The sequence below is a fragment of the Pseudomonas sp. PsB genome (assembly GCF_043658375.1).
Lineage (GTDB): Bacteria > Pseudomonadota > Gammaproteobacteria > Pseudomonadales > Pseudomonadaceae > Aquipseudomonas > Aquipseudomonas putida_Z.
Window position 1 is genome coordinate 432,789 of the sequence record NZ_JBIGLU010000001.1, and the last position, 26,623, is coordinate 459,411.

General features: G+C 63.8%; 27 protein-coding genes. 18 read left to right on the top strand and 9 right to left on the bottom strand.

The genetic code is table 11. The features are described from left to right. Positions 1-90: 90 nt before the first annotated feature. From ACGLHT_RS02030 to ACGLHT_RS02050, 5 genes are all read left to right on the top strand, one after another. Positions 91-876 carry a MetQ/NlpA family ABC transporter substrate-binding protein gene (locus ACGLHT_RS02030; RefSeq protein WP_025341021.1) on the top strand — a complete coding sequence of 262 codons (786 nt, stop codon included), beginning with the start codon at positions 91-93 and terminating at the stop codon, positions 874-876. 303 nt (positions 877-1,179) lie between these two features. Continuing rightward, positions 1,180-1,845: an amino acid ABC transporter permease gene (locus tag ACGLHT_RS02035; protein WP_075047059.1), complete on the top strand. Its 666-nt coding sequence runs from the start codon at positions 1,180-1,182 to the stop codon at positions 1,843-1,845. Beyond that, the gene (locus ACGLHT_RS02040) at positions 1,826-2,485 is read left to right on the top strand and encodes an amino acid ABC transporter permease (protein WP_274119825.1); all 660 of its coding nucleotides are present in this window, start codon (positions 1,826-1,828) and stop codon (positions 2,483-2,485) included. The genes ACGLHT_RS02035 and ACGLHT_RS02040 overlap by 20 nt, the downstream gene beginning before the upstream one ends. Then, on the top strand, positions 2,482-3,255 hold the full coding sequence (locus ACGLHT_RS02045) for an amino acid ABC transporter ATP-binding protein (RefSeq protein ID WP_054573408.1): 774 nt from the start codon (positions 2,482-2,484) through the stop codon (positions 3,253-3,255). Before ACGLHT_RS02040 ends, ACGLHT_RS02045 begins: the two co-directional genes overlap by 4 nt. After that, positions 3,252-4,124 (top strand): transporter substrate-binding domain-containing protein, encoded by an 873-nt coding sequence (locus ACGLHT_RS02050; protein ID WP_015272203.1) that lies wholly within the window; start codon positions 3,252-3,254, stop codon positions 4,122-4,124. Before ACGLHT_RS02045 ends, ACGLHT_RS02050 begins: the two co-directional genes overlap by 4 nt. 123 nt (positions 4,125-4,247) lie before the next feature. Here ACGLHT_RS02050 and ACGLHT_RS02055 read toward each other — a convergent pair whose 3' ends face one another. Continuing rightward, positions 4,248-5,066 carry an alpha/beta fold hydrolase gene (locus ACGLHT_RS02055; RefSeq protein ID WP_274119826.1) on the bottom strand — a complete coding sequence of 273 codons (819 nt, stop codon included), beginning with the start codon at positions 5,064-5,066 and terminating at the stop codon, positions 4,248-4,250. A 150-nt stretch (positions 5,067-5,216) separates the two neighbouring features. Next, the gene (locus ACGLHT_RS02060) at positions 5,217-7,580 is read right to left on the bottom strand and encodes a penicillin acylase family protein (RefSeq protein WP_274119827.1); all 2,364 of its coding nucleotides are present in this window, start codon (positions 7,578-7,580) and stop codon (positions 5,217-5,219) included. Positions 7,581-7,666: 86 nt separating this feature from the next. Between ACGLHT_RS02060 and ACGLHT_RS02065 the strand changes: the two genes are divergently transcribed. Beyond that, positions 7,667-8,233 (top strand): sugar O-acetyltransferase, encoded by a 567-nt coding sequence (locus tag ACGLHT_RS02065; RefSeq protein ID WP_137162620.1) that lies wholly within the window; start codon positions 7,667-7,669, stop codon positions 8,231-8,233. Here ACGLHT_RS02065 and ACGLHT_RS02070 read toward each other — a convergent pair. Further along, the gene (locus ACGLHT_RS02070; protein WP_137162619.1) at positions 8,212-8,781 is read right to left on the bottom strand and encodes a DUF6436 domain-containing protein; all 570 of its coding nucleotides are present in this window, start codon (positions 8,779-8,781) and stop codon (positions 8,212-8,214) included. The genes ACGLHT_RS02065 and ACGLHT_RS02070 overlap by 22 nt on opposite strands. A 233-nt stretch (positions 8,782-9,014) precedes the next feature. Between ACGLHT_RS02070 and ACGLHT_RS02075 the strand changes: the two genes are divergently transcribed. Then, complete coding sequence (locus ACGLHT_RS02075; RefSeq protein WP_137162618.1) at positions 9,015-9,941, top strand: alpha/beta hydrolase; 927 nt, start codon at positions 9,015-9,017, stop codon at positions 9,939-9,941. Here the strand turns inward: ACGLHT_RS02075 and ACGLHT_RS02080 are convergent, their stop codons facing one another. Continuing rightward, entirely contained in the window at positions 9,942-10,694 is a 753-nt protein-coding gene (locus ACGLHT_RS02080) for a DUF2059 domain-containing protein (RefSeq protein ID WP_003258544.1), read from the bottom strand. Positions 10,695-10,807: 113 nt separating this feature from the next. Here ACGLHT_RS02080 and ACGLHT_RS02085 point away from each other — a divergent pair, with 113 nt between their 5' ends. Next, positions 10,808-11,440, top strand: coding sequence for a 2OG-Fe(II) oxygenase (locus ACGLHT_RS02085; RefSeq protein WP_137164749.1), 633 nt, complete (start codon positions 10,808-10,810; stop codon positions 11,438-11,440). Then, a complete protein-coding gene (locus tag ACGLHT_RS02090) occupies positions 11,427-11,930 on the top strand; it encodes a DUF523 domain-containing protein (protein ID WP_061304697.1) in 504 nt (167 codons plus the stop codon). The genes ACGLHT_RS02085 and ACGLHT_RS02090 overlap by 14 nt, the downstream gene beginning before the upstream one ends. 122 nt (positions 11,931-12,052) lie before the next feature. Here ACGLHT_RS02090 and ACGLHT_RS02095 read toward each other — a convergent pair whose 3' ends face one another. Next, the gene (locus ACGLHT_RS02095; protein ID WP_137162617.1) at positions 12,053-12,541 is read right to left on the bottom strand and encodes an ABC transporter substrate-binding protein; all 489 of its coding nucleotides are present in this window, start codon (positions 12,539-12,541) and stop codon (positions 12,053-12,055) included. A gap of 223 nt (positions 12,542-12,764) precedes the next feature. Between ACGLHT_RS02095 and ACGLHT_RS02100 the strand changes: the two genes are divergently transcribed. Continuing rightward, on the top strand, positions 12,765-13,241 hold the full coding sequence (locus tag ACGLHT_RS02100; RefSeq protein WP_025341008.1) for a DUF4399 domain-containing protein: 477 nt from the start codon (positions 12,765-12,767) through the stop codon (positions 13,239-13,241). A 166-nt stretch (positions 13,242-13,407) separates the two neighbouring features. Here ACGLHT_RS02100 and serA read toward each other — a convergent pair whose 3' ends face one another. After that, entirely contained in the window at positions 13,408-14,637 is a 1,230-nt protein-coding gene (gene serA, locus ACGLHT_RS02105) for a phosphoglycerate dehydrogenase (RefSeq protein WP_003258542.1), read from the bottom strand. 170 nt (positions 14,638-14,807) lie between these two features. On the opposite strand from serA, the gene ACGLHT_RS02110 reads away from it, so the two are divergent. From ACGLHT_RS02110 to ACGLHT_RS02125, 4 genes are all read left to right on the top strand, one after another. Beyond that, positions 14,808-16,205 carry an FAD-binding oxidoreductase gene (locus ACGLHT_RS02110; RefSeq protein ID WP_137162616.1) on the top strand — a complete coding sequence of 466 codons (1,398 nt, stop codon included), beginning with the start codon at positions 14,808-14,810 and terminating at the stop codon, positions 16,203-16,205. 25 nt (positions 16,206-16,230) lie between these two features. After that, the gene (locus ACGLHT_RS02115) at positions 16,231-16,896 is read left to right on the top strand and encodes a fumarylacetoacetate hydrolase family protein (RefSeq protein ID WP_019472496.1); all 666 of its coding nucleotides are present in this window, start codon (positions 16,231-16,233) and stop codon (positions 16,894-16,896) included. A 182-nt stretch (positions 16,897-17,078) separates the two neighbouring features. Continuing rightward, positions 17,079-17,999 carry an SdiA-regulated domain-containing protein gene (locus ACGLHT_RS02120; protein WP_137162615.1) on the top strand — a complete coding sequence of 307 codons (921 nt, stop codon included), beginning with the start codon at positions 17,079-17,081 and terminating at the stop codon, positions 17,997-17,999. 90 nt (positions 18,000-18,089) lie between these two features. Beyond that, complete coding sequence (locus ACGLHT_RS02125) at positions 18,090-18,992, top strand: SdiA-regulated domain-containing protein (RefSeq protein ID WP_137162614.1); 903 nt, start codon at positions 18,090-18,092, stop codon at positions 18,990-18,992. 116 nt (positions 18,993-19,108) lie between these two features. Here ACGLHT_RS02125 and rpiA read toward each other — a convergent pair whose 3' ends face one another. Beyond that, complete coding sequence (gene rpiA / locus ACGLHT_RS02130; RefSeq protein WP_013974672.1) at positions 19,109-19,783, bottom strand: ribose-5-phosphate isomerase RpiA; 675 nt, start codon at positions 19,781-19,783, stop codon at positions 19,109-19,111. A 134-nt stretch (positions 19,784-19,917) separates the two neighbouring features. Here rpiA and ilvA point away from each other — a divergent pair, with 134 nt between their 5' ends. After that, positions 19,918-21,432 carry a threonine ammonia-lyase, biosynthetic gene (gene ilvA / locus ACGLHT_RS02135; RefSeq protein WP_085664328.1) on the top strand — a complete coding sequence of 505 codons (1,515 nt, stop codon included), beginning with the start codon at positions 19,918-19,920 and terminating at the stop codon, positions 21,430-21,432. Between the two features lie 148 nt (positions 21,433-21,580). Further along, positions 21,581-22,006 (top strand): DUF2269 domain-containing protein, encoded by a 426-nt coding sequence (locus ACGLHT_RS02140; RefSeq protein ID WP_137162612.1) that lies wholly within the window; start codon positions 21,581-21,583, stop codon positions 22,004-22,006. Between the two features lie 130 nt (positions 22,007-22,136). Here the strand turns inward: ACGLHT_RS02140 and ACGLHT_RS02145 are convergent, their stop codons facing one another. Beyond that, on the bottom strand, positions 22,137-22,793 hold the full coding sequence (locus ACGLHT_RS02145) for an HAD family phosphatase (RefSeq protein WP_137162611.1): 657 nt from the start codon (positions 22,791-22,793) through the stop codon (positions 22,137-22,139). A 141-nt stretch (positions 22,794-22,934) separates the two neighbouring features. Between ACGLHT_RS02145 and ACGLHT_RS02150 the strand changes: the two genes are divergently transcribed. Further along, on the top strand, positions 22,935-23,414 hold the full coding sequence (locus tag ACGLHT_RS02150) for an RNA pyrophosphohydrolase (protein WP_274119859.1): 480 nt from the start codon (positions 22,935-22,937) through the stop codon (positions 23,412-23,414). A 22-nt stretch (positions 23,415-23,436) separates the two neighbouring features. Next, complete coding sequence (gene ptsP, locus ACGLHT_RS02155; protein WP_013974668.1) at positions 23,437-25,716, top strand: phosphoenolpyruvate--protein phosphotransferase; 2,280 nt, start codon at positions 23,437-23,439, stop codon at positions 25,714-25,716. A 134-nt stretch (positions 25,717-25,850) separates the two neighbouring features. Here the strand turns inward: ptsP and ACGLHT_RS02160 are convergent, their stop codons facing one another. Beyond that, complete coding sequence (locus ACGLHT_RS02160; RefSeq protein ID WP_137162610.1) at positions 25,851-26,597, bottom strand: NRDE family protein; 747 nt, start codon at positions 26,595-26,597, stop codon at positions 25,851-25,853. Positions 26,598-26,623: the final 26 nt, after the last annotated feature.

Genomic DNA, 26,623 nt, shown 5'->3' on the forward strand with positions numbered 1-26,623 from the left:
TCTGGGTATTGTCCGCCTCACGCCCGCTGGTGAACCGGTTGGGCACCCGATTCGCCATCGTCGATGGCCCAGACCAGAACAAGGACCACCATGAAGAAGACCCTGCTGACCACTGCCCTGGCTGCTGCCCTGTCGTTTGCCGGCCTGGCTGCCGCCGCCGAGAAACTGGTGGTTGCCGCCACCCCGGTACCGCACGCCGAAATCCTCGAGCTGATCAAGCCGACCCTGGCCAAGGAAGGTGTGGACCTGCAGATCAAGGTCTTCACTGACTACGTGCAGCCGAACGTGCAGGTTGACCAGAAGCGCCTGGACGCCAACTACTTCCAGACCCTGCCGTACCTGCAGAACTTCAACGAAGGCAAGGGCACCCACCTGGATACCGTGATCGGCGTGCACGTCGAACCCTTCGGTGGTTACTCGAAGAAGGTCAAGAGCCTGAGCGAACTGAAAGAAGGCGCTACCGTTGCCATCCCTAACGAGGGCAGCAACAGCGGCCGAGCCCTGCTGCTGTTGCAGAAGGCTGGCCTGATCACCCTGAAGGACCCGAAGAATGCCCTGGCCACCCCCAAGGACATTGCCGAGAACCCGAAGAAGCTGAAATTCCGCGAGCTTGAGTCGGCCATGCTGCCGCGTGTGCTGGACCAGGTCGACCTGGACATGATCAACACCAACTACGCCCTGGAAGCCGGCCTGAACCCGGCCAAGGACGCGCTGGTGATCGAAGGCAGCGACTCGCCATACGTGAACTTCCTGGTCGCCCGCCCAGACAACAAGGACAGCGAAGCCATCCAGAAACTGGCCAAGGCCCTGACCAGCCCGGAAGTGAAGGAATTCATCGCCAAGAAGTACCAAGGTGCGGTGCTGCCGGCGTTCTGATGCGCTTGCATTACCTTGCATGACCCAACGCCGACACCCTTGTGTCGGCGTTTTTGTTTGTGGGCTTAGTTACCTGTGGGAGCGGGTTTACCCGCGAACACGGGCGAAGCCCGTGCCATCCACCGCGTTGTCTGCTTCGCGGGTAAACCCGCTCCCACAAGGTCCTGCGTGCGCCGTCAGTACATGCATCCAGCGCGGAACACTCAGTGATATGCATATGCTACAAAGGTATTTATCAAAAAGTTTTTAGATCATTAGAGTCTAGCTATCGTGCCCACGCGCACCCTGCAGACCTGCTTCACCATGACCCTCGACACCGCATTCATCCTCGGCACGCTGCCCGCCTTCCTCAAGGCCGTGGGCGTGACCCTGCAGGTCGGCCTGATCGCCATCGCCACCTCGCTGCTGGTCGCCCTGGTCAACGCCACACTGCTGGTATTACGCACCCCGTACCTGTCGCGCCTGGTAAAAGCCTACGTGGAACTGGCCCGCAACACGCCGCTGCTGATCCAGCTGTTCTTCGTCTACTTCGCCTTGCCCAGCCTGGGCCTGAAGATTTCCGGATTTGCCGCAGCGATCATCACCATGACCTTCATGGGCGGTGCCTACCTCACTGAGGTACTGCGTGCCGGCATCGAGGCCGTGCCTCGTGCCCAGCTGGAGTCCGGGCGCTCCATCGGCCTGTCCGAAGGCCAACTGCTGCGCCATGTGGTGTTGCCCCAGGCCGGCATCCTCAGCCTGCCGGCACTGTTTGCCAACTTCATCTTCCTGCTCAAGGAAACCACCGTGGTGTCGGCGGTGGCCGTGCCGGAAATTCTCTACACCACCAAGAACTACATCGCGCTGTACTACAAGACCTATGAAATGCTCACCGTGCTGACCCTGCTCTGTGTGCTGCTGTTCCTGCCGCTGTCGTTGCTGCTGCGCTATGTCGAAAGGAGGCTGCAACATGGCCAGTTCGGCGTCTGAACTGCTGCTGCAGGCATTGCCGCAGCTGGCTGGCGGCGCGGCGCAGACCCTGGCCATCTCTGCGCTGGGCATCCTCTTCGCGACGCTGGGCGGTGTGCTCTATGGCGTGCTGGCAACCTTGGGCAACCGGGCCCTGAACATTGCCTTGCAGGTGTACATGGAGCTGTTCCGTGCCATACCGGTGCTGGTCTGGCTGTACCTGGTGTTCTTCGGCCTGCCGATCTTCCTGGCCCTGAGCATCCCCAGCTTCTGGTGCGCGGTGCTGGTGCTGGGCCTGTGGGGCGCCAGCGAGGTGGGCGAGGTGGTGCGTGGCGCGCTGCGCTCGCTGCCGCGCGGCCAGCGCGAGGCGGGGTTGTCGATCGGCCTGGCCGGCTGGCAGCTGTATGGCTACGTGCTGTTGCCACAGGCGCTCAAGCGCATGACCCCGCCGACCATCAACATTTACACGCGGATCATCAAGACCAGCTCGCTGGCGGTGCTGATCGGCGTGGTCGAGGTAATCAAGGCCGGCCAGCAGATCATCGAACGCACCTACGAGTCGGTGCTGATCTACGGCGCCTTGTTCCTGTTCTTCTTCATCGTCTGCTATCCGCTGTCCGCCGCTTCACGCGTGCTGGAACGCCGCTGGGCCCGCTCATGAGCGCATTGATCGAATTTCAGGGTTTCAACAAGTTCTTTGGCGAGCACCAGGTGCTCAAGGACGTCGACCTCCAGGTGGCGGCCGGCGAGGTGGTGGTCATCCTCGGCCCCAGCGGTTGTGGCAAAAGCACGCTGCTGCGCTGCCTCAACGGCCTGGAGCAGGCCCACGGCGGCCACCTGCGCCTGGCCGGGCAGGAGCTGCTCGACCCGCGCACCGATTGGCGCGAAATCCGCCAGCGGGTCGGCATGGTGTTCCAGAGCTATCACCTGTTCGGCCACATGAGCGTGATCGACAACCTGCTGCTTGGCCCGCTCAAGGTGCAAAGGCGCGAGCGCGCCGAAGCCCAGGCCCAGGCCGAGGCGCTGCTGGCGCGGGTCGGCCTGCTGGACAAGCGCGACGCCTTTCCCCGGCAGTTGTCCGGGGGCCAGCAACAGCGCATCGCCATCGTGCGTTCGCTATGCATGAACCCCGAGGTGATGCTGTTCGACGAGGTTACCGCGGCCCTCGACCCAGAAATGGTCAAGGAGGTGCTGCAGGTGATCCAGGGCCTGGCCCGCGACGGCATGACCTTGCTTATCGTTACCCACGAAATGGCCTTCGCTCGCGCGGTGGCCGACCGCATCGTGTTCATGGAGGCCGGCAGGATCCTTGAACAGGGCGACCCCGAGAGCTTCTTCACACGACCGCGGACCGCACGCGCGCAGCAGTTCCTGGAGAAATTCTCCTTCGTAGAAAGCCTGCCGAAGACACTGCACAAGGAACTGTCATGAAAACTGCCAACCTCACCAAACTGCTGGCGCCGTTGTTCGGCCTGGCCCTGCTGGCCGGCTGCAACAAGGCTGAAGAACCACCCAAGCCCGCGGCGGCCTCGCCGGCCACCAGCTACCTGGAAACCATCAAGGCCCGCGACAAGCTGATTGTCGGGGTGTTCACCGACAAGCCACCGTTCGGTTTCGTCGATGAGCAGGGCCGCTACGTGGGCTTTGACACCGATATCGGCCGGCGCCTGGCCAAGGACCTGCTGGGTGATGAAAACAAGGTCGAGTTTGTTGCCGTGGAGCCGGCCAGCCGTATCCCGTTCCTGCAGAGCGACAAGGTCGACCTGATCCTCGCCAACATGACCGTGACCCCGGAGCGCAAGGAAGCGGTGGACTTCACCAACCCCAACCTGCGCGTTGCCGTGCAGGCCATCGTCGCGGATGGCAGCCCGGTGCAGAAGCTCGACGACCTGGCCGACAAGACCATCATCGTCACCACCGGCACTACCGCTGATATCTGGCTGACCAAAAACCACCCGGACTGGAAACTGCTCAAGTTCGAGAAGAACAGCGAGTCGCTGCAGGCGCTGGCCACCGGGCGTGGCGATGCCTATGCGCAGGACAACCTGATTCTGTTCAGCTGGGCCAAGCAGAACCCGGGTTACCGCGTGCTGCCTGAGCTGCTGGGTGACGAGGCACCGATTGCACCGGCGGTTAAGAAGGGCAACACCGAGCTGCGTGACTGGGTGAATGCCGAGCTGGCCAAGCTGGGGGAGGAGAAGTTTCTGCTGAAGCTGTATGACCAGTATGTGCGCAAGGAACTGAGCGATGACACCAAGCCGGAAAGCGTGATTGTGGAAGGGGGCAAGTGGCAGGGGTGACTGTGCCATTGGGGCTGCTTTGCAGCCGTTCGCGGGCATGCCCGCTCCCACATTGATCGGCGTATGCAGGACCCTGTGGGAGCGGGCGAGCCCGCGAAGGGCCGCAAGGCGGCCCCAATGACTTCAACGGTTACGCGGTAGCCAATTCAGCAAGAACTCATTCACCACCCGCGGGTTCTCCAGGCTGGAGATATGCCCCGCAACCGGAATCTGCGCCGCCAGGCAGCCAATGATCCGCGCCATTTCATTGGACTCTTCCGGCGGCCGCGGAATGTCCTGGTCGCCGCACATCAGGATGGTTCTCTCGCTCGGCAGCTGCTCGAGTTGCTCCAGCAGGTCGTGTCGTCCAAAGATTATCCGCCCCATGGGATCGAGGCTCTCGCGAATGGTTTGTGCACTGCTTGCTTTTAGCTGAGCACGAAACCGCTCACGGATTTCAGGCACGGTCTGGCCGCCTGCGTGGAAGAAAATAGGCACGATGATGTCGAGCAGCAGCTCGCTGAATTCGCCGGCTTCGCTGGCGGCATCCAGCAAGGCGAAGTACTTGAGCCGAGTCTCCTCCGGCTCGGCGCCCAGGTAAGTGTCCATGAGCACCAGGCGATCAATTCGTTCAGGATGGGTAGCGGCCAGCGGTGCGCCCCACATACCGCCTACCGACAGCCCGACCAGGTGGCACTTGGTAATTTCCAGTTTGTCCAGCAACGTCAGGTGCTGGCGGACCAGGCTGTTCATGTCGATGGTCGTGGCAGGCGGAGCATCGGAGCCGCCGTGGCCCCACAGCTCGGGGACGATGACGCGGAAGTGTGCTGACAAGGCTTCGATTTGTGGCTGCCACATCTCGGCGGACCACAGGTAGCTGTGGCCGAGCAGGACCGGAAAACCCTGGCCCTGGTCGATGTAGCTCATGCGGGCGCCGTCGATTTCGATGAAGTGTCTTTGCATGGAATGGGTCTCGGCTGGGAGTGCTGTAGGGTATTCGAAATTGTCGGGGCCGCTTTGCGGCCCATTCGCAGCACAAGGCTGCTCCTACAGGGGATCGCGGTTTCTTGTAGGAGCAGCCTTGTGCTGCGAATGGGCTGCATGGCAGCTCCTTTACTGAGCTGGCACCAGACGCAAGGTACTCTGCGCCGGAATCACCCCCATCTGCGCCTTCTGGTACTGCCCCTGCACATACCCTTCGGCCTGATCCGCAAAATGCCTGTCGAACGGCACGCCACTCTGCCCGACCGGGTTGGTGGTCAGCGCCTGCCCGGCATCGGCAAAGTCGACCAGCCGCCGCGTCGACGGCCCATAGGTCACCGGCCATGGCGCCGGGCCGATCTTAGCCGAGAGGTTGTTCGGCACTTCATGGGTGCCCGGTGCGGCGAACGGGCCGACGTTGAACAGCAGGTTCAGCGGCTTTTTAACCCCCAGCGGGTGGTTGTGGGTCAGGGTATGGGCCTTGCCCCACTGCCAGCTGGCCGGGTCACTGCCCAGGGTCTCCCGCAGGTGCTTCAAGCTGTTCTGCCACGCCGTGCGCACCACGGCGGTGCGGTCGGTGCGCTGGTTGGCTCCGCGGGTGTTCCACCACGGCGAATCGGCATCCGCCGCCAGGCGCGGCAGGGCTGCGTCGATGGCGCGGGTGCTGATCAGCACCGGAAACCAGGTGTCGCCCAGCTCGTCATGCAGGGCCGCGAATGCCAGCTCGTAGAGGAACTGGTTGAACAGCGTGGCACTGGTAGAGTCCAGCGGGTAGTCGCCGCTCCAGGCTGCCAGTTGCTCGACCAGCTCCTTCTCTTCGTCACCTTCGGCCACTGCGCGCAGCGTTGCCAGCAGTGGTGCAAGGGTGCGCGGGCCATGGTCGCTGGCAGTGTCCAGCTGCAGCGCCTGGCTGTTTTGGGTATCCCACTTCACCTCGGGGTTGGACAGGTGGCGGTCGAGCTGGCGGCCTCGGTCCGGCAGGTTGTAGTAACCGGGTATCGGCACCGCCGCCGGAGGCTGGTAGTTGGCCGAGACAATGTAGCCGCGCGCCGGGTTCTCCTGCTGCGGGTTGACGCTGAAGGGATAGAAGCCGAGCTTGTCGGCCTGCGCACTGGCACCGTCAAGGATGAACGCGGGGTCGACGCCGTCGGGGCGGATCGGCAACTGCGCCGCCGCCCACCAGCCGATATCGCCACGGGCATTGGCCCACACCAGGTTCAGCCCCGGCGCATGCACCTTGGCCGCGGCCTCGCGCATCTTGCCCAGGGTATCGGCGCGGTTGAGCTGGTAGAACCCGTCGAGGATCGGGTTTTCGGTTTCCAGGAACGCCCACCACATGGCGATTGGCGTGGGCCCGGCAGTGGCGCCCAGCACGTCGTTGACGATCGGGCCATGGGGCGAGCGGCGCAGGCTGAGGGTGACCGGTGCTTCGCCTTTGACGGCAATCTGTTGCTCGGTCTTTTCCAGCGCCTGCCATTTGCCATCGACCATCACCTGGTTGGCGTCGGCCGGGTTGGTGCGCTCGGCGATCAGGTCGACGTCGTCGTTTTGGAACATGGTCAGGCTCCAGCCGAAGTCGCGGTTGTGGCCGAGCAGGGCGAACGGGTTTAGCGCCTGGAAGTAGCCATACAGGTTGAAGCCCGGCGCCGACAGCTCGGCCTCGTACCACACCGCCGGCACCGCAAAACCGATGTGCGGGTCGCCGGCCAGCAGCGGCCTGCCGCTGCGGGTGCGGCTGCCGGCCACGGCCCAGGCGTTGCTGCCCTCGAATTGCGGGATGCCCGCATCGCCCAGCGCGTCATGGCTGAGGCGGGCGAGGGCCTCCAGGCTTTGCCAGTCGGCAGCCGCCAGCGGTGTACCCAAGGCGCCCTTGGGCTGCCAGGCGAGATCGAAGATGTGCAGGTACTCAGGGCCCAGTTGGTCGCGGATGTAGGTCAGCGCGGGCTCGGTGCGAAACGCGGCGGCAAAGCTGTAGGCCAGGTAGCCGGCGATGCTCAGGGTGTCTTCGGCGCTGAATGGGCGCGGGGTGATGCCGAGCAGGTCGAATTCCATGGGCTTGGGGTGGCTGGCCTGCCAACTGTTCACCCCGTCGAGGTAGGCTTGCAGGGCTTGCCAGGCGGGCGATTGCCGGTCCTGACGCTTGGCCATCAGTGCTGCCTGTTCGCGAATGCGCAGGCTGCGGAACAGGGTGTCGGTGGGCAGCAGCTTGTCGCCCAGCACCTCGGCCAGCTCACCCCGGGCCAGGCGGCGCAGGATCTCCATCTGGAACAGCCGGTCCTGGGCATGCACGTAACCGAGGGCACGGTACAGGTCTGGCTCGCTCTGCGCCTGCAGGTGCGGCACGCCGCGGGCATCGTAGCGCACGCTGACCGGCGCCTGCAGGCCGGCGATGGCCACCTCGCCCTCGCGTTGCGGCAGCTTGCCCTGCACGTACCAGTATCCGGCGCCGGCGGCCACGGCAACCACCACGGCCAACAGGGTAAGGCTGCGCTTCATGCAGGCTCCTTGTGCGTTCAAGCGAAAAATGTGGTCCGATGATCGGCGGATTCGCGAACAGAGCATAGCCCCAGGAAGGAGTTTCCATGTCCCTCAGCGAAAAACAGAAAATGCTTACAGGCCAGCTCTATCACGCTGGCTGCCCCGAGCTGCAGGCCGAGCAGATCGCCAACAAGCACTGGATGCACCGCTACAACAGCAGTATCGAATTGCTCAACGACGCACGTCATGGGCTCCTGGTCGAGCACTTTGGCCAGGTCGGCGAAGGCGCGGTAATCCGCCCGCCGTTCTATTGCGACTATGGCTACAACATCAGCGTCGGCCGCAATACCTTCATGAATTTCAACTGCGTGATCCTCGATGTGCTGCCGGTGCATATCGGTGATGACTGCCAGATCGGCCCCAACGTGCAGATCTATACCGCCGACCACCCGCTCGACCCCGAGGTGCGCCGCACAGGGCTGGAGAGTGGCCGGCCGGTGACTATCGGCAACAACGTGTGGATCGGCGGCGCGGCGATCATCCTGCCGGGGGTGACCATTGGCGATAACGCCGTGGTGGGTGCCGGTAGTGTGGTCACCCGTGACGTGCCGGCAGGCGCGGTGGTGGTGGGCAACCCTGCGCGGGTGCGTCAGCCGGCCCAGGGGCAGTAGCAGCCCACCGCCAGGGTATTGGAGGCACTCACCTGGCGGCCGTCGAGTAGCGCCTTGAGGATCGGTTCGATGAAGCTGTTGCTGGCATTGCACACGGCGCCTTCGCTGTAGGGGCCGAAATAGGCCAGGTGGCCTTGCCGGTCCCAGATGGCCACGGCCGGGGAGGCGGGCAGGTGTTCGCTGCCGGGCACGCTGGCGAGTGGCTTGAGGGCGGTGAGGTTGGCGGGCAGCTGGCCGTGGCTGTCGGGCTTTTGCAGCACGTGGAAGGTCACGCCCTGGCTGGCGAACTGGTTGACCAGGTCGCCCAAGTGCTGCTGGTTGCCGACGTTGCACGGGCAGGCAGGGTCCCAGAAATGCACTACCCGGATCGGGCCGGGGCCGGCCAGCTCGGCGGGCAACTGCAGCTGGCTGCCGTCGAACAGCGTGGCCTGGTTGTCGAACGGGCGCAGGTAGCGGGCCTTGAAGGTGGTGTAGGCCTGCCAGAGGATGATGGCGCCGACGATGAGGACGAGAGCCATGCACAGTGGTTTGATGATCCGAGTCTTCATGAAGGTTCCGCGGCCCCCTGTAGGAGCGGCCTTGCGTCGCGATGGGGTGCGAAGCGCCCCCAGGATTTGTGCCACACGCTGAGATTGCCGGGGCCGCTGTGCGGCCCTATCGCGACACAAGGCCGCTCCTACAGGGGATCGGTGGTTGATGTTCGATAGTGAGCAAGCTTGCCATGGCGCGGGCCAGAGCTGAATATCCCAGATCAATACTTGCTTCACTGTGGATGTACCCGATGCCCGCTGCCTTTCACCCCGACCTCCTGCGCACCAGCCTGGCGCCGTTGAACGCTCGCCGGCCGTTGTCGGCGCAGGCGCAGGACTACCAGCGCTTCTATGGCCTGAACCTGTCGGCCCACAGCTGGCTGGGCGGCTTCCAGGCCGCAGGCTTCGAGCTGGTCGGGCAGGCCTGGCTACCCGAGCAGCCGAGCGCGACGCTGTTCCTGCTGCACGGCTATTACGATCACATGGGGTTGTACCGTCACGTGATCGATTGGGCGCTCAAACAGGGTTTCGCCGTGATCAGTTGCGACCTGCCCGGCCATGGCCTGTCCAGCGGCGAGCGGGCCAGCATCAGTGATTTCGCGGTTTACCAGCAAGTGCTGGATGCTTTGTTCGAACAGGCGCGCACGCTGCAACTGCCGCGCCCCTGGCACCTTTGCGGGCAAAGCACCGGTGGCGCCATCGCCGTGGACCACCTGTTGTACCAGGGCGCGCGCAGCCCCATCGATGGCCAGGTCATCCTGTTGGCGCCGCTGGTGCGGCCCTGTGCCTGGCGCTGGTCGAAGCTGAGCTATCGCGTGTTGCGTCACTTCGTGAATGGCATCGAGCGGCGCTTCAGCGAGAACACCAATGACCCGACCTTCCTGCCGTTCCTCGAAGCCGACCCGCTACAACCGCGCCGCCTGCCTACAGCCTGGGTGGGTGCCTTGATTGCCTGGGTCAAACGCATCGAGGCCGCGCCGCGCAGCACGCGGCGGCCGTTGATCGTGCAAGGAGAGGCGGATGGCACAGTGGACTGGCCGTACAACCTCGAAGTGCTCAAGGCCAAGTTCGCCGAACCGCAGATTCTGATGCTGCCCGAGGCCCGTCACCACCTGGCCAACGAGCTGCCGGGCATTCGCCAGCGCTACTTCGACTTCATCGATCAGCGCCTGGGCTGATCACTTCAGGTCGCTGCTGCTCTGGCCAACCGCCAGGCCTGCGCGAACGGCGGCCAGGGCGGCCTGGTAGTAAGCCTTGCCGTCTGGCGACTCGGCAAAGGTGGCGAACTCTTCCAGCTCGGCATCGGACAGGTCGCGATAGACATACAGCAGGGTGTTGTTGAGGTCTTCGCCGATCTGGCCCATCAGGCGCTGGCGCTGGCCGTCGAGCAGGTTCTGGGCCTGGCCGCCGCCGAACAGGCCGGGGATCATCGAGCTGAGGCTGTCGGCCGCCACGCCGGCGATGGCCAGGCTCACTTCGGCACCGGCTTCGCGCGCCGGCAGGGCCTGGGCCAGGTGGCCGATTATCAGCAGGCGGTCATCACTGGCCTGGATCTTCGGCAAGCCTTTGGCATTCCTGGCCAGTTCGTCCTTGCGTGTGGCCTTGAGCTCCGCAGCCACCACCTTGCGCCCCAGCGGCGACCGGAAGAAGGCCAGCGCTGGTGCCGGGTTGGCCAGGGTTGCGCGCAGCTGCGCCTGGGCGCGACGGTCCACCGCCTGGGCCTGGAAGCGCTGGTTGCTGTTGTTTACCAGCGCCTGGTACACGGCGGGTGGCAAACTGTTGCGGTAGCGTTCCTGGGCGGCGGTCAGGGCATCATTGAAATGGGCGCGCTGGTCGGGCCAGCCGGCGGCCTTGTACAGTTGATCCAGGTTGTCTGCCCAGACAGGCACGGTGCAGATCATCAGCAGAATCAGGGAAAACAGACGGCGCATTCAGGACTCCTGTCGGCAGGTGGCTATTGTCCGTGGCCGGGCGCCGGTTTGTCGAGATATCCGCGTGCTTCTCGGCCAAGTGGCGCTGTGCGCCGACATGGCTAATGGATATGATGCGCGCCATGCACATCTCCCCTGAACACTCGATGCTTGCGGCCGTCGTCGACGATCTGGTCACCCATGGCTGGTCCCAGCAGGCGCTTTTTCTGCCTGCCGACCTGGTGCGCGCGCTCGCGGCTGAGTGCCGGCGCCGTGATGCCGAAGGCGAACTCAACCCCGCAGGGGTTGGGCGCGGTGCTGCCCAGGAGGTGCGCGAGGCCATTCGCGGCGACCAGATCCAGTGGATCGACCCTGGCCAGGCCGAGGCCTGCGACCAGTACCTGAGCGCCATGGACCAGCTGCGCCAGGCCATCAACCGGGGCCTGTTCCTCGGCCTGGAAGACTTCGAGTGCCATTTTGCCTTGTACCCGCCGGGGGCGTTCTATCGCCGGCACCTGGACCGCTTCCGCGATGATGACCGGCGCATGGTGTCGGCAGTCCTGTACCTGAATGAAGGCTGGCAGCCGCAGGACGGTGGCCAGTTGCGCATGTTCCTGGCGGACGGTGTCGAGCATGATGTCGAGCCGGTGGCGGGCTGCCTGGTGGTGTTCCTGTCGGGCGAGGTGCCCCATGAGGTGCTGCCGGCAGGGCGTGAGCGGCTTTCGTTGACCGGCTGGTTCCGGCGCCGTGGCAATGACCCGTTCTGACCTGCCCAAGGTGCTGGTCAGTGCTTGCCTGCTGGGGCAACCGGTGCGCTATGACGGCCGCGCCAGTGGCCACCCCGACCTGTTGCAGCGCTGGCAGGCCGAAGGGCGCGTGGTGCCGTTGTGCCCGGAAGTGGCCGGTGGCTTGCCGACCCCACGTCCGCCTGCAGAGATACCGGGCGGGCAGGGTGGGGAGGTGCTCGACGGTGGCGCGCAGGTGCTGACGGTGACGGGCGAGGATGTCAGCGCCGAGTTCCTGGCTGGGGCGCAGCGGGCGCTGGAGCTGGTGCACCGGCATGGCATTCGTGTGGCCGTGCTGAAGGCTGGAAGCCCGTCGTGTGGCAACCGGTTGACCTATGACGGCACGTTCAGTGGTGTGAAGGTGGCCGGGGAAGGGGTGACTACGGCATTGCTGCGGCGGGCGGGGGTGCTGGTGTTCAGCGAGCTGGAGCTGGACGAGGCACAGCAGGCTCTGGCCGGGCTTTCAGCTTAAGCCTGTACCGGCCGCTTCGCGGGCTCGCCCGCTCCCACAGGGATAGCACCCGCTCCCGGGCCTGTGATTAACCTGTGGGAGCGGGCGTGCCCGCGAAGAGGCCAGTACAGGCAATAAAGAACTTACTGCCCGGCCGCAGTCTCAGGCACACCCTTGAACCACTTCTGCTCAAGCTCGGCAGTCCGCCCGCTGTCCTTGAGCCGCTGCAGTGCATTGTTCACCGCGCTCTCGAACGCCGGGTTGTTCTTCTGGAACGGGATCACCAGCTGCTTCTCGCCAAACGGCAGGCTCACATCGAGCGGGCCGTCACCTTTGGGCGATTCGCTAGACGGGGTCAGTGCGATGTCGTACTTGCCACTTTCGACACCGGGCAGTACCTCTGCCGCAGGGGCTTCGATGAACTCGGCGCGCAGGTCCAGCTCCCTGGCCAGGTCCTGGCCAAACTCGATCTCGAAACCGGTCAGGTGGTCATTTTCCTTGAATGCGTACGGCGAGTTGTCGGCCTGTACGGCAATGCGCAGTTCGCCCCGGTCGGCAATTTCGTCTATCAGCTCGGCCTGAGCCAATGGCGTGATCAGTACCGCCAGCATTACTCCGATGATCGAACGCATTAAAGCCCCTTTCTCTTTGGCAGATGAATAACCTTCGCCACGGCTTTCTTCCTCGCCGTGGTCGAGCGCAGCCTATGACCTTGAAGCCTCGGCATTGTTTAACCCTGATTGAAATATTTCTGCCTGAGGATGTGAACATCTGGGCAAACATATCAACTAAGGTGAACCACCGCCGCCACTGGAATACTGGCGGCGGTCAATAAGTGAATCACAGGAGAAGTGAATGAACAGCCTATTTTCGCGTGCTGCCGTTGCTGGTCTGTTGATGGGAGCGTCAATGTTCGCCAGTGCCGCAGATGCCCTGAAGAGCCAGGAGCCGCCCAAGGATGCCAAGGTCTTCATCGTTTCCCCCGCCGATGGCGCCACGGTCGACAAGACCTTCACCGTCAAGTTCGGCATCGAGGGCATGGCGCTCAAGCCTGCGGGCGACAGCACCCCGCACACCGGGCATCACCACCTGCTGGTGGACGTGGATAAAGAGCCGGTGGCCGACATGGCGCTGCCATCCAGCCTGATGCCACAGGCCGGCACCGCGCTGCCGGATGGCCCGCAAGTGCTGCACTTCGGCAAGGCGCAGACCGAGACCAGCATTACCCTCACCCCGGGCAAGCACACCCTGCAACTGGTGCTGGGTGACCAGTATCACGTGCCGTTCAAGCCCAGTGTCGTGTCGCAGAAGATTACTGTCGACGTGAAATAGGTGTCGGGTTCTTCGCGGGCTCGCCCGCTCCCACATGATCACCACTGGCTTCAAGGCTGGTGTGGACCCTGTGGGAGCGGGCAAGCCCGCGAAGCAGGCGACACCAATGTCACAGGCAAAAAAAGGGAGGCCACCAGGGCCTCCCTTTTTCATGCCGCCAGCGAACTTAGAACAGGACGCGGGAACGGATGGTGCCCTTGACCTGTTGCAGCTTCTCTTGCGCCAGGTCGGAGTACTCGGCGTCAACGTCGATCACCACGTAACCGACTTTCTCGTTGGTCTGCAGGAACTGACCGGAGATGTTGATGCCGTTCTCGGCGAAGACCTTGTTGATCTCGCTGAGCACGCCCGGGATGTTTTCGTGGATGTGCAGCAGGCGGTGCTTGCCTGGGTGCGCCGGCAGGGCCACTTCCGGGAAGTTGACCGAGGATACCGAGGTACCGTTGTCGCTGTACTTGACCAGCTTCTCGGCCACTTCCAGGCCGATGTTGGCCTGGGCTTCGGCAGTGGAACCACCGATGTGCGGGGTCAGGATCACGTTGTCCAGGCCACGCAGCGGGCTTTCGAACTGCTCGTCGTTGGAGCGCGGCTCCACCGGGAACACGTCGATGGCGGCGCCGATCAGGTGCTGGTCCTTGATGGCGGCGGCCAGGTGGTCCAGCTCGACCACGGTGCCGCGTGCGGCGTTGATCAGGATCGCGCCCTTCTTCATCGCGCGGATTTCCTTCTCGCCGATCATCCACTGGGTGGACGGCAGCTCAGGCACGTGCAGCGAAACGATGTCGGCCAGGCCCAGCAGCTCGTGCAGGCTGGTGACCTGCACGGCGTTGCCCAGTGGCAGCTTGGTCAGCGGGTCGTAGAAATACACCTGCATGCCCATGTTCTCGGCCAGGACCGACAGCTGGGTGCCGATCGAGCCGTAACCGACGATACCCAGCTTCTTGCCGCGGATTTCGAAGGAGTTGGCCGCGCTCTTGATCCAGCCGCCACGGTGGCAGGAAGCGTTCTTCTCGGGGATGCCGCGCAGCAGCAGGATGGCTTCGGCCAGTACCAGTTCGGCTACCGAACGGGTGTTGGAGTATGGCGCGTTGAACACGGCGATACCGCGCTCGCGGGCAGCTTCCAGGTCGACCTGGTTGGTGCCGATGCAGAAGCAGCCAACGGCGACCAGTTTCTTGGCGCAGTCGAAGATCTCTTCGGTCAGCTGGGTGCGCGAACGGATACCGATGAAGTGGGCATCGGCGATCTTTTCCTTCAGCTCGGCTTCCGGCAGCGAACCAGTGAGGTATTCGATGTTGGTGTAGCCGGCGGCCTTGAGGGTATCGACCGCGTTCTGGTGCACACCTTCAAGAAGAAGGAACCGGATCTTGCTCTTGTCGAGAGAAGTCTTGCTCATCTGCGTAAACCTGTATCCCGGAGAAAAAATGGCGAGGGTGATGCCAGGCGCAAAGGCAGCCTTAGCATGAACAGCGGGAGGGCTATGCTAGCATACGCGACACAATCTGAGCTTATCCCGACAGGTGAAGAGTGCTCAGGGTGACTATGAATAAGTCGAGAGTTCCAGCGATGACTCACCCCGCTGTTATTGATGAACTGATGACCCTTGTCGACCCTGGCAAGGTCCTGACCGACGCAGCTTCCCTGGAAGCCTATGGCAAGGACTGGACCAAGCATTACCCACCGGCGCCCAGCGCCATCGTCTTCCCCAAGACGGTGGAGCAGGTGCAGGCGATCGTGCGCTGGGCCAATACGCACAAGGTGGCGCTGGTGCCGTCGGGCGGGCGTACCGGGCTCTCCGCAGGCGCCGTGGCGGCCAATGGCGAAGTGGTGGTCGCCTTCGACTACATGAACCAGATTCTCGGCTTCAATGCCTTCGACCGCACCGTGGTCTGCCAGCCAGGGGTGATTACCCGCCAGCTGCAGGCCTACGCCGAAGAACAGGGCCTGTATTACCCGGTGGACTTCGCCTCCAGCGGCTCCAGCCAGATTGGCGGCAATATCGGCACCAATGCCGGCGGGATCAAGGTGATTCGCTACGGCATGACCCGCAACTGGGTGGCCGGCTTGAAAGTGGTCACCGGCAAGGGCGAGCTGCTGGAGCTGAACAAGGACCTGATCAAGAACGCCACCGGCTACGACCTGCGCCAGCTGTTCATCGGTGCCGAAGGTACCCTGGGCTTCGTGGTCGAGGCCACCATGCGTCTGGACCGTGCGCCGCGCAACCTCACCGCGATGGTGCTGGGGACCCCGGATTTCGACTCGATCATGCCGGTGCTGCATGCCTTCCAGGGCAAGCTGGACCTGACCGCCTTCGAGTTCTTCTCCGACAAGGGCCTGGCCAAGATCCTGGCGCGTGGCGATGTGCCGGCGCCGTTCGAGACCGACTGCCCGTTCTATGCGCTGCTGGAATTCGAGGCCAGCACCGAGGAGGTGGCCAACGAAGCCCTGGCCACCTTCGAGCACTGCGTCGAGCAAGGCTGGGTGCTGGACGGGGTGATGAGCCAGAGCGAGACCCAGCTGAAAAACCTGTGGAAACTGCGCGAGTACCTGTCGGAAACCATCTCGCACTGGACCCCGTACAAGAACGACATTTCCGTCACGGTATCGAAAGTGCCAGCGTTCCTGCGCGATATCGACGCCATCGTGGCCGAACATTACCCGGATTACGAAGTGGTGTGGTACGGCCACATCGGCGACGGCAACCTGCACCTGAACATCCTCAAGCCCGAGCACATGAGCAAGGATGACTTCTTCGCTTCGTGCACCAAGGTCAACAAGTGGGTGTTCGATATCGTCAAACGCTACAACGGCTCGATCTCGGCCGAGCACGGCGTGGGCATTACCAAGCGAGACTACCTGGGCTACAGCCGCTCGCCCGAAGAAATCGCCTGCATGAAGGCAATAAAGGCCGTGTTCGACCCTAACGGCATCATGAATCCGGGTAAGATCTTCGCACCTGAATAGAAAGCAGTATCCAGAGGAGTCGGCCATGAGTTACCAGCACCAGTACGTAGACGGCACACGCATTCACTTCCCGCTGGGCAAGGTGGTGTGCATCGGCCGTAACTATGCCGAGCATGCCAAGGAGCTGGACAACCCGATCCCCACCGAACCGCTGCTGTTCATCAAGCCGGGCAGCTGCGTGGTGCCGGCCGAGGGCGGCTTCAAGATTCCGGTCGAGCGTGGCTCGGTGCACTATGAGGCGGAAATTGCCGTGCTGCTGGGCAAGCCGCTGTCGACTCATCCGAGCGAGGAAGAGGTGCTGGACGCCATTTCCGGTTACGCCCCGGCGCTGGACCTCACCCTGCGCGATGTGCAGGCCAAGCTGAAAGAGAAGGGCCTGCCATGGGAGTTGGCCAAGTGCTTCGACGGCGCCTGCGTACTGCCGCCGTTCGTGTCGGCCGCCAGCTTCGAGGATGTGACCGACATTCCGGTGCGTCTGACCGTCAACGGCGAAGTTCGCCAGGACGGTAACAGCGCGATGATGCTGAACCCGATCGTGCCGATGATTCAGTACATGGCGGCACATTTTTCGCTGCAGGCAGGGGATGTGATTCTCACCGGCACCCCGGCGGGTGTGGGGCCGTTCAATGTCGGTGACGAACTGGTGCTGGAGCTGCCGGGTGTGAGCCGCTTCGAAAGCCGGGTGCTCTGACTCGAGACCGCGTCGCCTTCTTCGCGGGTAAACCCGCTCCCACAGGTAATGCGCAACCCTCAAGGGCGACGCTATGCCTGTGGGAGCGGGCATGCCCGCGAAGAGGCCGGTCCTGTTTACCGATTTTTCACACCTGATCCGGATAATGCGCGAACCTACGCCCATTTCCCCAGGACCCCCGCATGCCATCTCCCTCCAGCGCCCCGGCAACCCCCAAGCGTCGTTTCTTCCTGCGCTGGCCCTTCGGCCTGGCCGCGGCGGCGGTAATCGGCTATGGCGTGGCTGTGGCCATGCACTGGGATGACCGCGGCGCGCTGTGGGTCAAGGAAAGCTTCGAAAGCACCGCCGAGCGCAGCGAAAGCGTATGGCTGCCGGACTACCAGGTCGACATCGATGCCAAGCCGCTGCCGGGCATGGACGACGATGAAGCTTCGGATGTGGCCTTCAACCCGCGTACCCGCACCCTGTTCGCAGTCATGGGCAAGAACCCGATCCTGGTCGAACTGAGCCTGGATGGCGATGTACTGCGCAAGATCCCCCTCAACGGCTGGAACAACCCGGAAGGCGTCGCCGTGCTGGAGGACGGCTACCTGGCAATCACCGATGAGCGCCTGCACGACCTGACCGTGGTCAAGGTGGATGCGCAGACCACCTCGTTGAACCATGATGATTTCCAGAGCCACGACCTGGGCCAGTCGGTGAAGAGCAACAAGGGCTTCGAGGCGGTGGCCTGGGACCCGCTGCGCCAGCGCCTGGTCATCGGCGAGGAGCGCCCGCCAAGGCTGTACACCTGGAACACCGATGGCCGCAGCCCGCTCACGGGCGAAAAGCAGCCGTTGCCCAACGATGAACTGGACCTGCGCAACCTCTCGGCGCTGGGCGTCGACCCGCGTACCGGCCACCTGCTGGCGCTGTCGGCCGATTCCAACATGCTGCTGGAACTGGACGAGCAGGGGCAGCAGGTCAGCTTCATGACCTTGCTCGGCGGTTTCAACGGCCTGCAGGACACCATTCCGCGTGCCGAAGGGGTGGCCATGGACGACAAGGGCAACCTGTACATGGTCAGCGAGCCGGCCCTGTTCTATCGCTTCAGAAAGAACTGAACCCAATATCCGACTTTTCGGATGCTGGCATTAAGCTTTAATTCAGTGGTTCATGGTTAGATTCGCCACCCCTATGTCGAGTCTGCCTTCATGCGCCGTTCTGTTCGCCTGTTCCTTGTTTTGGCCGCCATCGGCCTGCTGCTGCTCGGCCTGGCCGGGCAGGAGTTCCGCCTGTTCGAGCGTGGCTGGTTCAACCTCAAGGCCTGGTGGCAGCCCGCCGAGCAGAGCATCGGCCTGGACCGCTACCGGGTGGTGGTGGAGGCGCAGCCGGTCGAAGGGCTGGATGACGACATATCGGCGCTGACCTACGACCCCGACCGCAAGACCCTGTTTACCGTCACCAATGCCCGCTCGGAGCTGATCGAGCTGTCGCTGGACGGCCGCATCCTGCGCCGGGTGCCGCTGACCGGCTTCGGCGACCCGGAAGCCGTGGAGTACGTCGGGCCCAACAGCTATGTGATCACCGACGAGCGTCAGCAGCGGCTGATTCGCGTGCGCCTGGAGGACGACACGATGTTCCTCGATGCCGGCGATGCCGAGCAGCTGACCCTGGGCATTGGCCTGAACGGCAACAAGGGTTTCGAGGGGCTGGCTTACGATTCGGCGGGCAAGCGCCTGTTCGTGGCCAAGGAGCGTGACCCGATGCTGATCTACGAGGTGCATGGCTTCCCGCACGACAACCCTGAGCAGCCCTATGCGGTGCATGTGGTGCAGGACCGCAAGCGCGATTCGCGGCTGTTCGTGCGGGACCTGTCGAGCTTGCAGTTCGATGAGCGCAGCGGGCACCTGCTGGCGCTGTCGGACGAGTCGCGGCTGGTGCTGGAGCTGGATGTGGAGGGCCGGCCGCTGAGTACCTTGTCGTTGCGCAAGGGGTTCCAGGGGTTGCAGGCGACGGTGCCACAGGCGGAGGGGATTGCGATGGATGAGACAGGGACCATCTATATGGTCAGTGAGCCGAACCTGTACTATGTGTTCAAACAGCCAGCGGAGTGAGCAGGTGGGGCTGCTTTGCAGCCCATTCGCAGCACAAGGCTGCTCCTACAGGAAATCGCGTACCCTTGTAGGAGCAGCCTTGTGCTGCGAATCGAGGGCGAAGCCCTCGCCGCAGGTTACTCGGCCTTCAGGCTTTTCACGCCTTCAGAGGTACCCAGCAGCAGCAAATCCGCCGGACGCGCCGCGAACAGGCCGTTGGTCACCACGCCAACGATGGCGTTGATCTGTGCTTCCAGCTCCACCGGGTTGGTGATCTGCAGGTTGTGCACATCGAGGATCACGTTGCCGTTGTCGGTAACCACGCCCTCACGGTACACCGGGTCACCACCCAGCTTGACCAGCTGGCGCGCCACGTGGCTGCGGGCCATCGGGATCACTTCGACCGGCAGTGGGAAGGCGCCCAGCACCGGTACCAGCTTGCTGGCGTCGGCGATGCAGATGAAGGTCTTGGCCACGGCGGCGACGATCTTCTCGCGGGTCAGGGCTGCGCCGCCGCCCTTGATCAGGTTCAGGTGCGCGTCGCTCTCGTCGGCGCCGTCCACGTAGAACTCCAGTTCGCTGACGCTGTTCAGCTCGTAGACCGGGATGCCATGGCCCTTCAGACGCTGGGCAGTGGCTTCGGAGCTGGCGACCGCGCCGTCGAAGGCGGTCTTGTGCTGAGCCAGGGCGTCGATGAAGAAGTTGGCGGTCGAACCGGTGCCGACGCCGACGACGCTCTTTTCATCCAGCTTGGGCAGAATGAAGTCGACAGCGGCCTGGGCGACGGCCTGTTTGAGTTGGTCCTGGGTCATGCGGGCTCCGAGAGGGGCAGGGCGGTTTTGAAAAGAGCCTAGTATAACGGCTCGGGCGGCTTTGCTGTGGTCGCCCGACGTAGCGCTGGGGTAGACTCCCAGCCCTTGTCCCGCGGCCCAGTGATGCATTCCCGATGCTCGAACAGTACGTCAAGAAGATCCTCACCTCGCGCGTCTACGACGTTGCGGTCGAAACCCCGCTGCAGAGCGCCGGGCAGCTGAGCAAGCGCCTGGGCAACCAGATTCTGCTCAAGCGCGAAGACCTGCAGCCGGTGTTCTCGTTCAAGATCCGCGGGGCCTACAACAAGCTGGCCCAACTGACCCCGGAAGAACTGGCCCGTGGCGTGGTCACCGCCTCGGCCGGCAACCACGCCCAGGGCCTGGCCCTGGCTGCGCGCGAGATGGGCATCAAGGCCACTATCGTGATGCCCAAGACCACCCCGGAAATCAAGGTCGAAGGTGTGCGTTCGCGGGGCGGCAAGGTGGTGCTGCATGGCGACTCGTTCCCCGAGGCGCTGGCCTATTCGCTGAAACTGGTCGATGAAAAGGGCTTCGTCTACGTGCACCCCTACGACGACCCGCACACCATCGCCGGGCAGGGCACCGTGGCCATGGAGATCCTGCGCCAGCACCCAGGCCAGTTGGACGCGATCTTCGTGCCGGTGGGTGGCGGTGGCCTGATCGCCGGCATTGCTGCCTACGTGAAGTACCTGCGCCCGGAAATCAAGGTGATTGGCGTCGAGCCGGACGACTCCAACTGCCTGCAGGCGGCCATGGCGGCCGGCGAGCGCGTGGTGCTGCCGCAGGTCGGGCTGTTCGCCGATGGCGTGGCGGTGGCTCAGATCGGCCAGCACACCTTCGATATCTGCCGCCATCATGTGGATGAAGTGGTCACCGTCAGTACCGACGAGATCTGCGCGGCTATCAAGGATATCTACGATGATACCCGCTCGATCACCGAACCTGCCGGTGCCCTTGGCGTGGCGGGCATCAAGAAGTACGTCGAACTGTACGGCGTGGCCGGGCAGACCCTGGTGGCCATCGACTCCGGTGCCAACGTCAACTTCGACCGCCTGCGCCATGTGGCCGAGCGTGCCGAGCTGGGTGAAAAGCGCGAAGCGATCATCGCCGTGACCATCCCCGAACGCCCGGGCAGCTTCAAGGCCTTCTGCGAGGCTATCGGCAAGCGCCAGATCACCGAGTTCAACTACCGCAAGCACACCTCCGACGAGGCGCATATCTTCGTCGGCGTGCAGACCCACCCGGAAAACGACCCGCGTGCGGCACTGGTACAGCAACTGACCGAGCAGGGCTTCCCGGTTACCGACCTGACCGACAACGAGCTGGCCAAGCTGCATATTCGCCACATGGTCGGTGGCCATTCGGCCGGTGCCAGTGACGAGATGGTGCTGCGCTTCGAGTTCCCCGAGCGGCCGGGGGCGCTGTTCAACTTCCTCAACAAGCTGGGCGGGCGCTGGAACATCTCGATGTTCCATTACCGCAACCATGGTGCCGCTGACGGGCGCGTGGTGGCGGGGTTGCAGGTGCCGGAGGACGAGCGCCACCTGGTGCCGGCGGCGCTGGCGAAGATCGGCTACCCGTACTGGGACGAGACTGACAACCCGGCTTACAAGCTGTTCCTGGGCTGAGCGGCTAAGCTGGGGCTGATGGCCCTTTCGCGGGCTTGCCCGCTCCCACAGGTACTGCGCAGGCTTCAGGGCCTGTGATATCCCTGTGGGAGCGGGCAAGCCCGCGAAGAAGCCTGCACAAAATGGCCTGCTTAAGGACAACCGAGACATGGAACACCTGACCACCCTCAAGACCCTGCACATCCTCGCCACCGCGCTCCTGCTGCTGGGTGCTCTGGGTCTGGCGCTCTGGACCGTGCGCGCCCGCCGCCAGGGCGATGCCGAGGCCTACGCCAAGCTGCTGCGTCGGCCGCTGGTGTTCGTCTGGCTGGTGATGGGCCTGTGCCTGGTGAGCATGCCGTTCACCGGCTGGTGGCTGGTGCACCTGGTGGGCTGGCCGCTGGGGCAGACCTGGGTGCTGGCGTCCAGCATCATCTATACGCTGGGCGCGTTTGCCGTGTGGTGGCTGCTGGTGCGGCTGAACCGGCTGCGCAAGGCCGAGGTGGTGGGGTTGCGCTTTACCTTGGCACTGGCGGTGTTCAGTGGGGTTTGCTTCCTGTCCATCGCCGGGTTGATGGGGGCCAAGCCGGTCTGACAGCTTTGTGCTGTATGTGCCGGCCTCTTCGCGGGCGCGCCCGCTCCCACAGGTACGGCGCAGCCCTCCAGGCTTGTGGTGATCCCTGTGGGAGCGGGCATGCCCGCGAAGAGGCCGCTACAGGAAAACCTCAATCCCGCAGCGAAACCACCGGCCACCCACGCATCTCGGCCTCCGCCCGCAGCTTCGGGTCGGGGTCCACCGCCACCGCATGCGCCACTCGCTGCAACAGCGGCAAATCGTTCATCGAGTCGCTATAGAAATAGCTGTCCTCAAGATCGAAGCCGTTCTCCAGCATCCAGCGCTCCAGCCGCGTCACCTTGCCTTCACGGAAACACGGTATATCGGTACTACGCCCGGTATAGCGGCCATCACGCATCTCGCATTCGGTCGCCAGCAACACGCGAACTCCCAGGCGCCGGGCAATCGGTGCGGTGACGAAGCGGTTGGTGGCGGTGATGATCACCAGCTGGTCGCCGGCCTCGCGGTGCTGCTGCAGCAAGCTCAGCGCCTTGGGCAGGATTATCGGCTCGATGCAGTCGCGCATGAAGTCGCGGTGCCATTCGTCGAGCTGGGCTACCGGTGTTGCCGCAAGGATTTCCATGGAAAAGGCCAGGTAGGCCTGCAGGTCCAGGGTGCCGTTCAGGTATTCCTGATAGAAGCCATCGTTGCGTTGTTTGTAGGCAACCGGGTCAAGGATGCCGCGCTGGCAAAGGTAGTCACCCCAGGCATGGTCGCTGTCGCCACCGAGGAGGGTATTGTCCAGGTCGAATAAAGCCAGGCGCATCGCGGTCACTCGCATAAGCCACAGGGTAGGCCCGCAGAATACGGAGTTTTCACGCTGCTGCACATAAGCTTGGCGGGCGCGTTGCTGCGCTCGCAAGCTTTGTGGAACAATGCGGTGACATGCGTTTGCGAGGTTGCTGCCGTGATCGACCCGGATGGTTTTCGCCCCAATGTCGGGATCATTCTCACGAATGATGCCGGGCAGGTGCTATGGGCTCGACGGATCAACCAGGATGCCTGGCAGTTTCCCCAGGGTGGCATCAACCCTGACGAGACGCCGGAAGATGCCCTGTACCGCGAGCTGAACGAAGAAGTTGGCCTTGAACGCGATGATGTGGAAATTCTTGCCTGCACCCGTGGCTGGTTGCGTTATCGTTTACCCCAGCGACTGGTGCGTACGCATAGCCAGCCGCTGTGCATCGGCCAGAAGCAGAAGTGGTTCCTGCCGCGTCTGGTCAGCAACGAACAACGGGTGCGGATGGACCTGACCGGCAAGCCGGAATTCGACGGCTGGCGCTGGGTCAGCTATTGGTACCCGCTGGGCCAGGTTGTGACATTCAAGCGCGAGGTCTACCGACGCGCCCTGAAAGAGCTAGCACCGCGTCTGCTGACGCGCGACTGACGACGGAGTTCGACCCCGAGCCATGCTCAATACGCTGCGCAAGATCGTCCAGGAAGTAAACTCCGCCAAAGATCTCAAGTCGGCGTTGGGGATCATTGTCTTGCGTGTCAAGGAGGCCATGGGCAGCCAGGTCTGCTCGGTCTACCTGCTCGACCCGGAAACCAACCGCTTCGTGCTGATGGCCACCGAAGGCCTGAACAAGCGCTCCATCGGCAAGGTCAGCATGGCCCCCAACGAAGGCCTGGTCGGCCTGGTCGGTACCCGGGAAGAGCCGCTGAACCTGGAAAACGCTGCCGACCACCCGCGTTACCGCTACTTTGCCGAAACCGGCGAGGAAAAATTCGCCTCCTTCCTCGGTGCGCCGATCATCCACCACCGCCGCGTGGTCGGGGTATTGGTCATCCAGCAAAAGGAGCGCCGCCAGTTCGACGAGGGCGAAGAAGCCTTCCTGGTCACCATGAGCGCCCAGCTCGCAGGGGTTATCGCCCACGCCGAGGCCACCGGCTCGATCCGTGGCCTGGGCCGCCAGGGCAAAGGTATCCAGGAAGCGCGCTTCGTCGGTGTACCGGGCTCGCCTGGCGCCGCCGTGGGGCGCGCAGTGGTGATGCTGCCGCCAGCCGATCTGGAAGTGGTACCGGACAAGACCGTCGATGACATCGACGCCGAGCTGAAGCTGTTCCAGAACGCCCTCGAAGGTGTGCGCGACGATATGCGCAAGCTGTCGGCCAAGCTGGCCACCCAGCTGCGCCCGGAGGAGCGTGCACTGTTCGATGTGTACCTGATGATGCTCGAAGACGCGGCCCTGGGCGGTGAGGTGACCGAAGTCATCAAGACCGGCCAGTGGGCCCAGGGCGCACTGCGCCAGGTGGTGGGCGAGCACGTCAACCGCTTCGAGCTGATGGACGATGACTACCTGCGCGAGCGCGCCTCCGACGTCAAGGACCTGGGCCGGCGCCTGCTGGCCTACCTGCAGGAAGCCCGTGCGCAGTCGCTGGTGTATGCCGACAACACCATTCTGGTCAGTGAAGAGCTGACCCCGGCGATGCTCGGCGAAGTGCCGGAAGGCAAGCTGGTCGGCCTGGTCTCGGTACTGGGCTCGGGCAACTCCCACGTCGCCATCCTGGCTCGCGCCATGGGCATCCCCACGGTGATGGGCCTGGTCGACTTGCCTTATTCCAAGGTCGACGGCATCGAGATGATCGTTGACGGCTACAAGGGCGAGGTGTTCACCAACCCCAGCGAAGTGCTGCGCAAGCAGTACAGCGACGTGGTCGAAGAGGAGCGCCAGCTGGCCCAAGGCCTGGATGCCCTGCGCGAACTGCCGTGCGTTACCCCGGACGGCCACCGCATGCCGCTGTGGGTCAACACCGGCCTGCTCGCCGACGTGGCCCGTGCCCAGCAGCGTGGCGCGGAAGGGGTGGGGCTGTACCGCACCGAAGTGCCGTTCATGATCAACCAGCGCTTCCCCAGCGAGAAAGAGCAGCTGGCCATCTACCGCGAGCAGCTGGCGGCCTTCCACCCGCTGCCGGTGACCATGCGTACCCTCGACATCGGTGGCGACAAGTCGCTGTCGTACTTCCCGATCAAGGAAGAAAACCCGTTCCTCGGCTGGCGCGGGATCCGCGTCACCCTCGACCACCCGGAAATCTTCCTGGTGCAGACCCGCGCCATGCTCAAGGCCAGCGAGGGGCTGAACAACCTGCGTATCCTGCTGCCGATGATTTCCGGCATCCACGAGCTGGAAGAGGCGCTGCACCTGATCCACCGCGCCTGGGGCGAGGTGCGTGACGAAGGCACCGATGTGCCGATGCCACCGGTTGGCGTGATGGTGGAAATTCCTGCGGCGGTGTACCAGACCAAGGAGCTGGCGCGGCAGGTGGACTTCCTGTCGGTCGGTTCCAACGACCTGACCCAGTACCTGCTGGCGGTGGACCGCAACAACCCGCGGGTCGCCGACCTGTACGACTACCTGCACCCGGCGGTGTTGCAGGCGCTGAACACGGTGGTGCGCGACGCCCATGGCGAAGGCAAGCCGGTGAGTATCTGCGGTGAGATGGCCGGCGACCCGGCAGCGGCGATCCTGTTGATGGCCATGGGCTTCGACAGCCTGTCAATGAACGCCACCAACCTGCCGAAGGTGAAGTGGATGCTGCGTCAGGTGAATATGAGCAAGGCCAAGGAGCTGCTGGTGGAGGCCTTGAGCCATGACAACCCGCAGGTTATCCACAGCTCGCTGCAACTGGCCCTGAAAAACCTTGGGTTGGCGCGGATGATCGGGCCTGGGGCCAATAAAACCCTCTGAATGTGAGGTGGCCTGTTCCGGCCTCTTCGCGGGTAAACCCGCTCCCACAGGTACAGCGCAGCCTTCAGATGCGGCGCAGTACCTGTGGGAGCGGGTTTACCCGCGAAGAGGCCGGAGCAAGCAACATCAAATTATCAGACCAGCAACTCAACTTCCCCCAAGTGCCCACCAAAGGGCCCGAAACTGCGTTCAATCAGTCGCCTTTTGCCCTGATCATCCACAATCAGCACCGTACTCGCCCGAGTCCCGTAGTTCTGGCTGGCAATGAACACACTCGACAGCAGCTTCTCGGTCGCCAACCCCACGCCCGTCTCCGGCAACTCGCCCTCCGGCGCCGGTTCGGCATCGGCCAGCAACGCCAGCAAGCGCTGTGGCTCCGGCGTTTCCAGTAGCCCCTCCAGCCCACTGCGCGCCTTCACCAGCTTCGGCCAAGGCGTATCCAGCCCGGCATTGGAAAGCCCGTAAACCCCGGCCTCCAGCAAGCGCGGCGCCGCGTCCCGGGCATGCAGATAGCCCAGCTGTCGCCCATCGCCCACCAGCAGGTTGAACCCTGAATACTGCCTGCTGCGGCTGGCCACCTGGTCCAGATAGGCCTCGACCCCCAACTCACCCAGCAGATACGCCGCCACCAGCTCGCCCCGCGAGCGCGGCCCCAAAGCCTGCGCCGGGTCGCGAATATTGGTCAGCGCCGCGAACCGCCCCTGCGGGCCGACGCCCAGCCAGGTGCCGCCGGCCTCCAGGTCGCGCCCGGCATATACCCCGGGAGCATCCTCCCAGGCCGCCAGGGCCTGGGTGGGGCGGGCATAGAACTCATCGCGGTTGGCCGCCACGATCAGCGGCAGGGCATGCCCCGGCCGCCAGGCGAATACGATCAGGCACATCGGTCGGGCCTCTGGGTTTTTTGCCA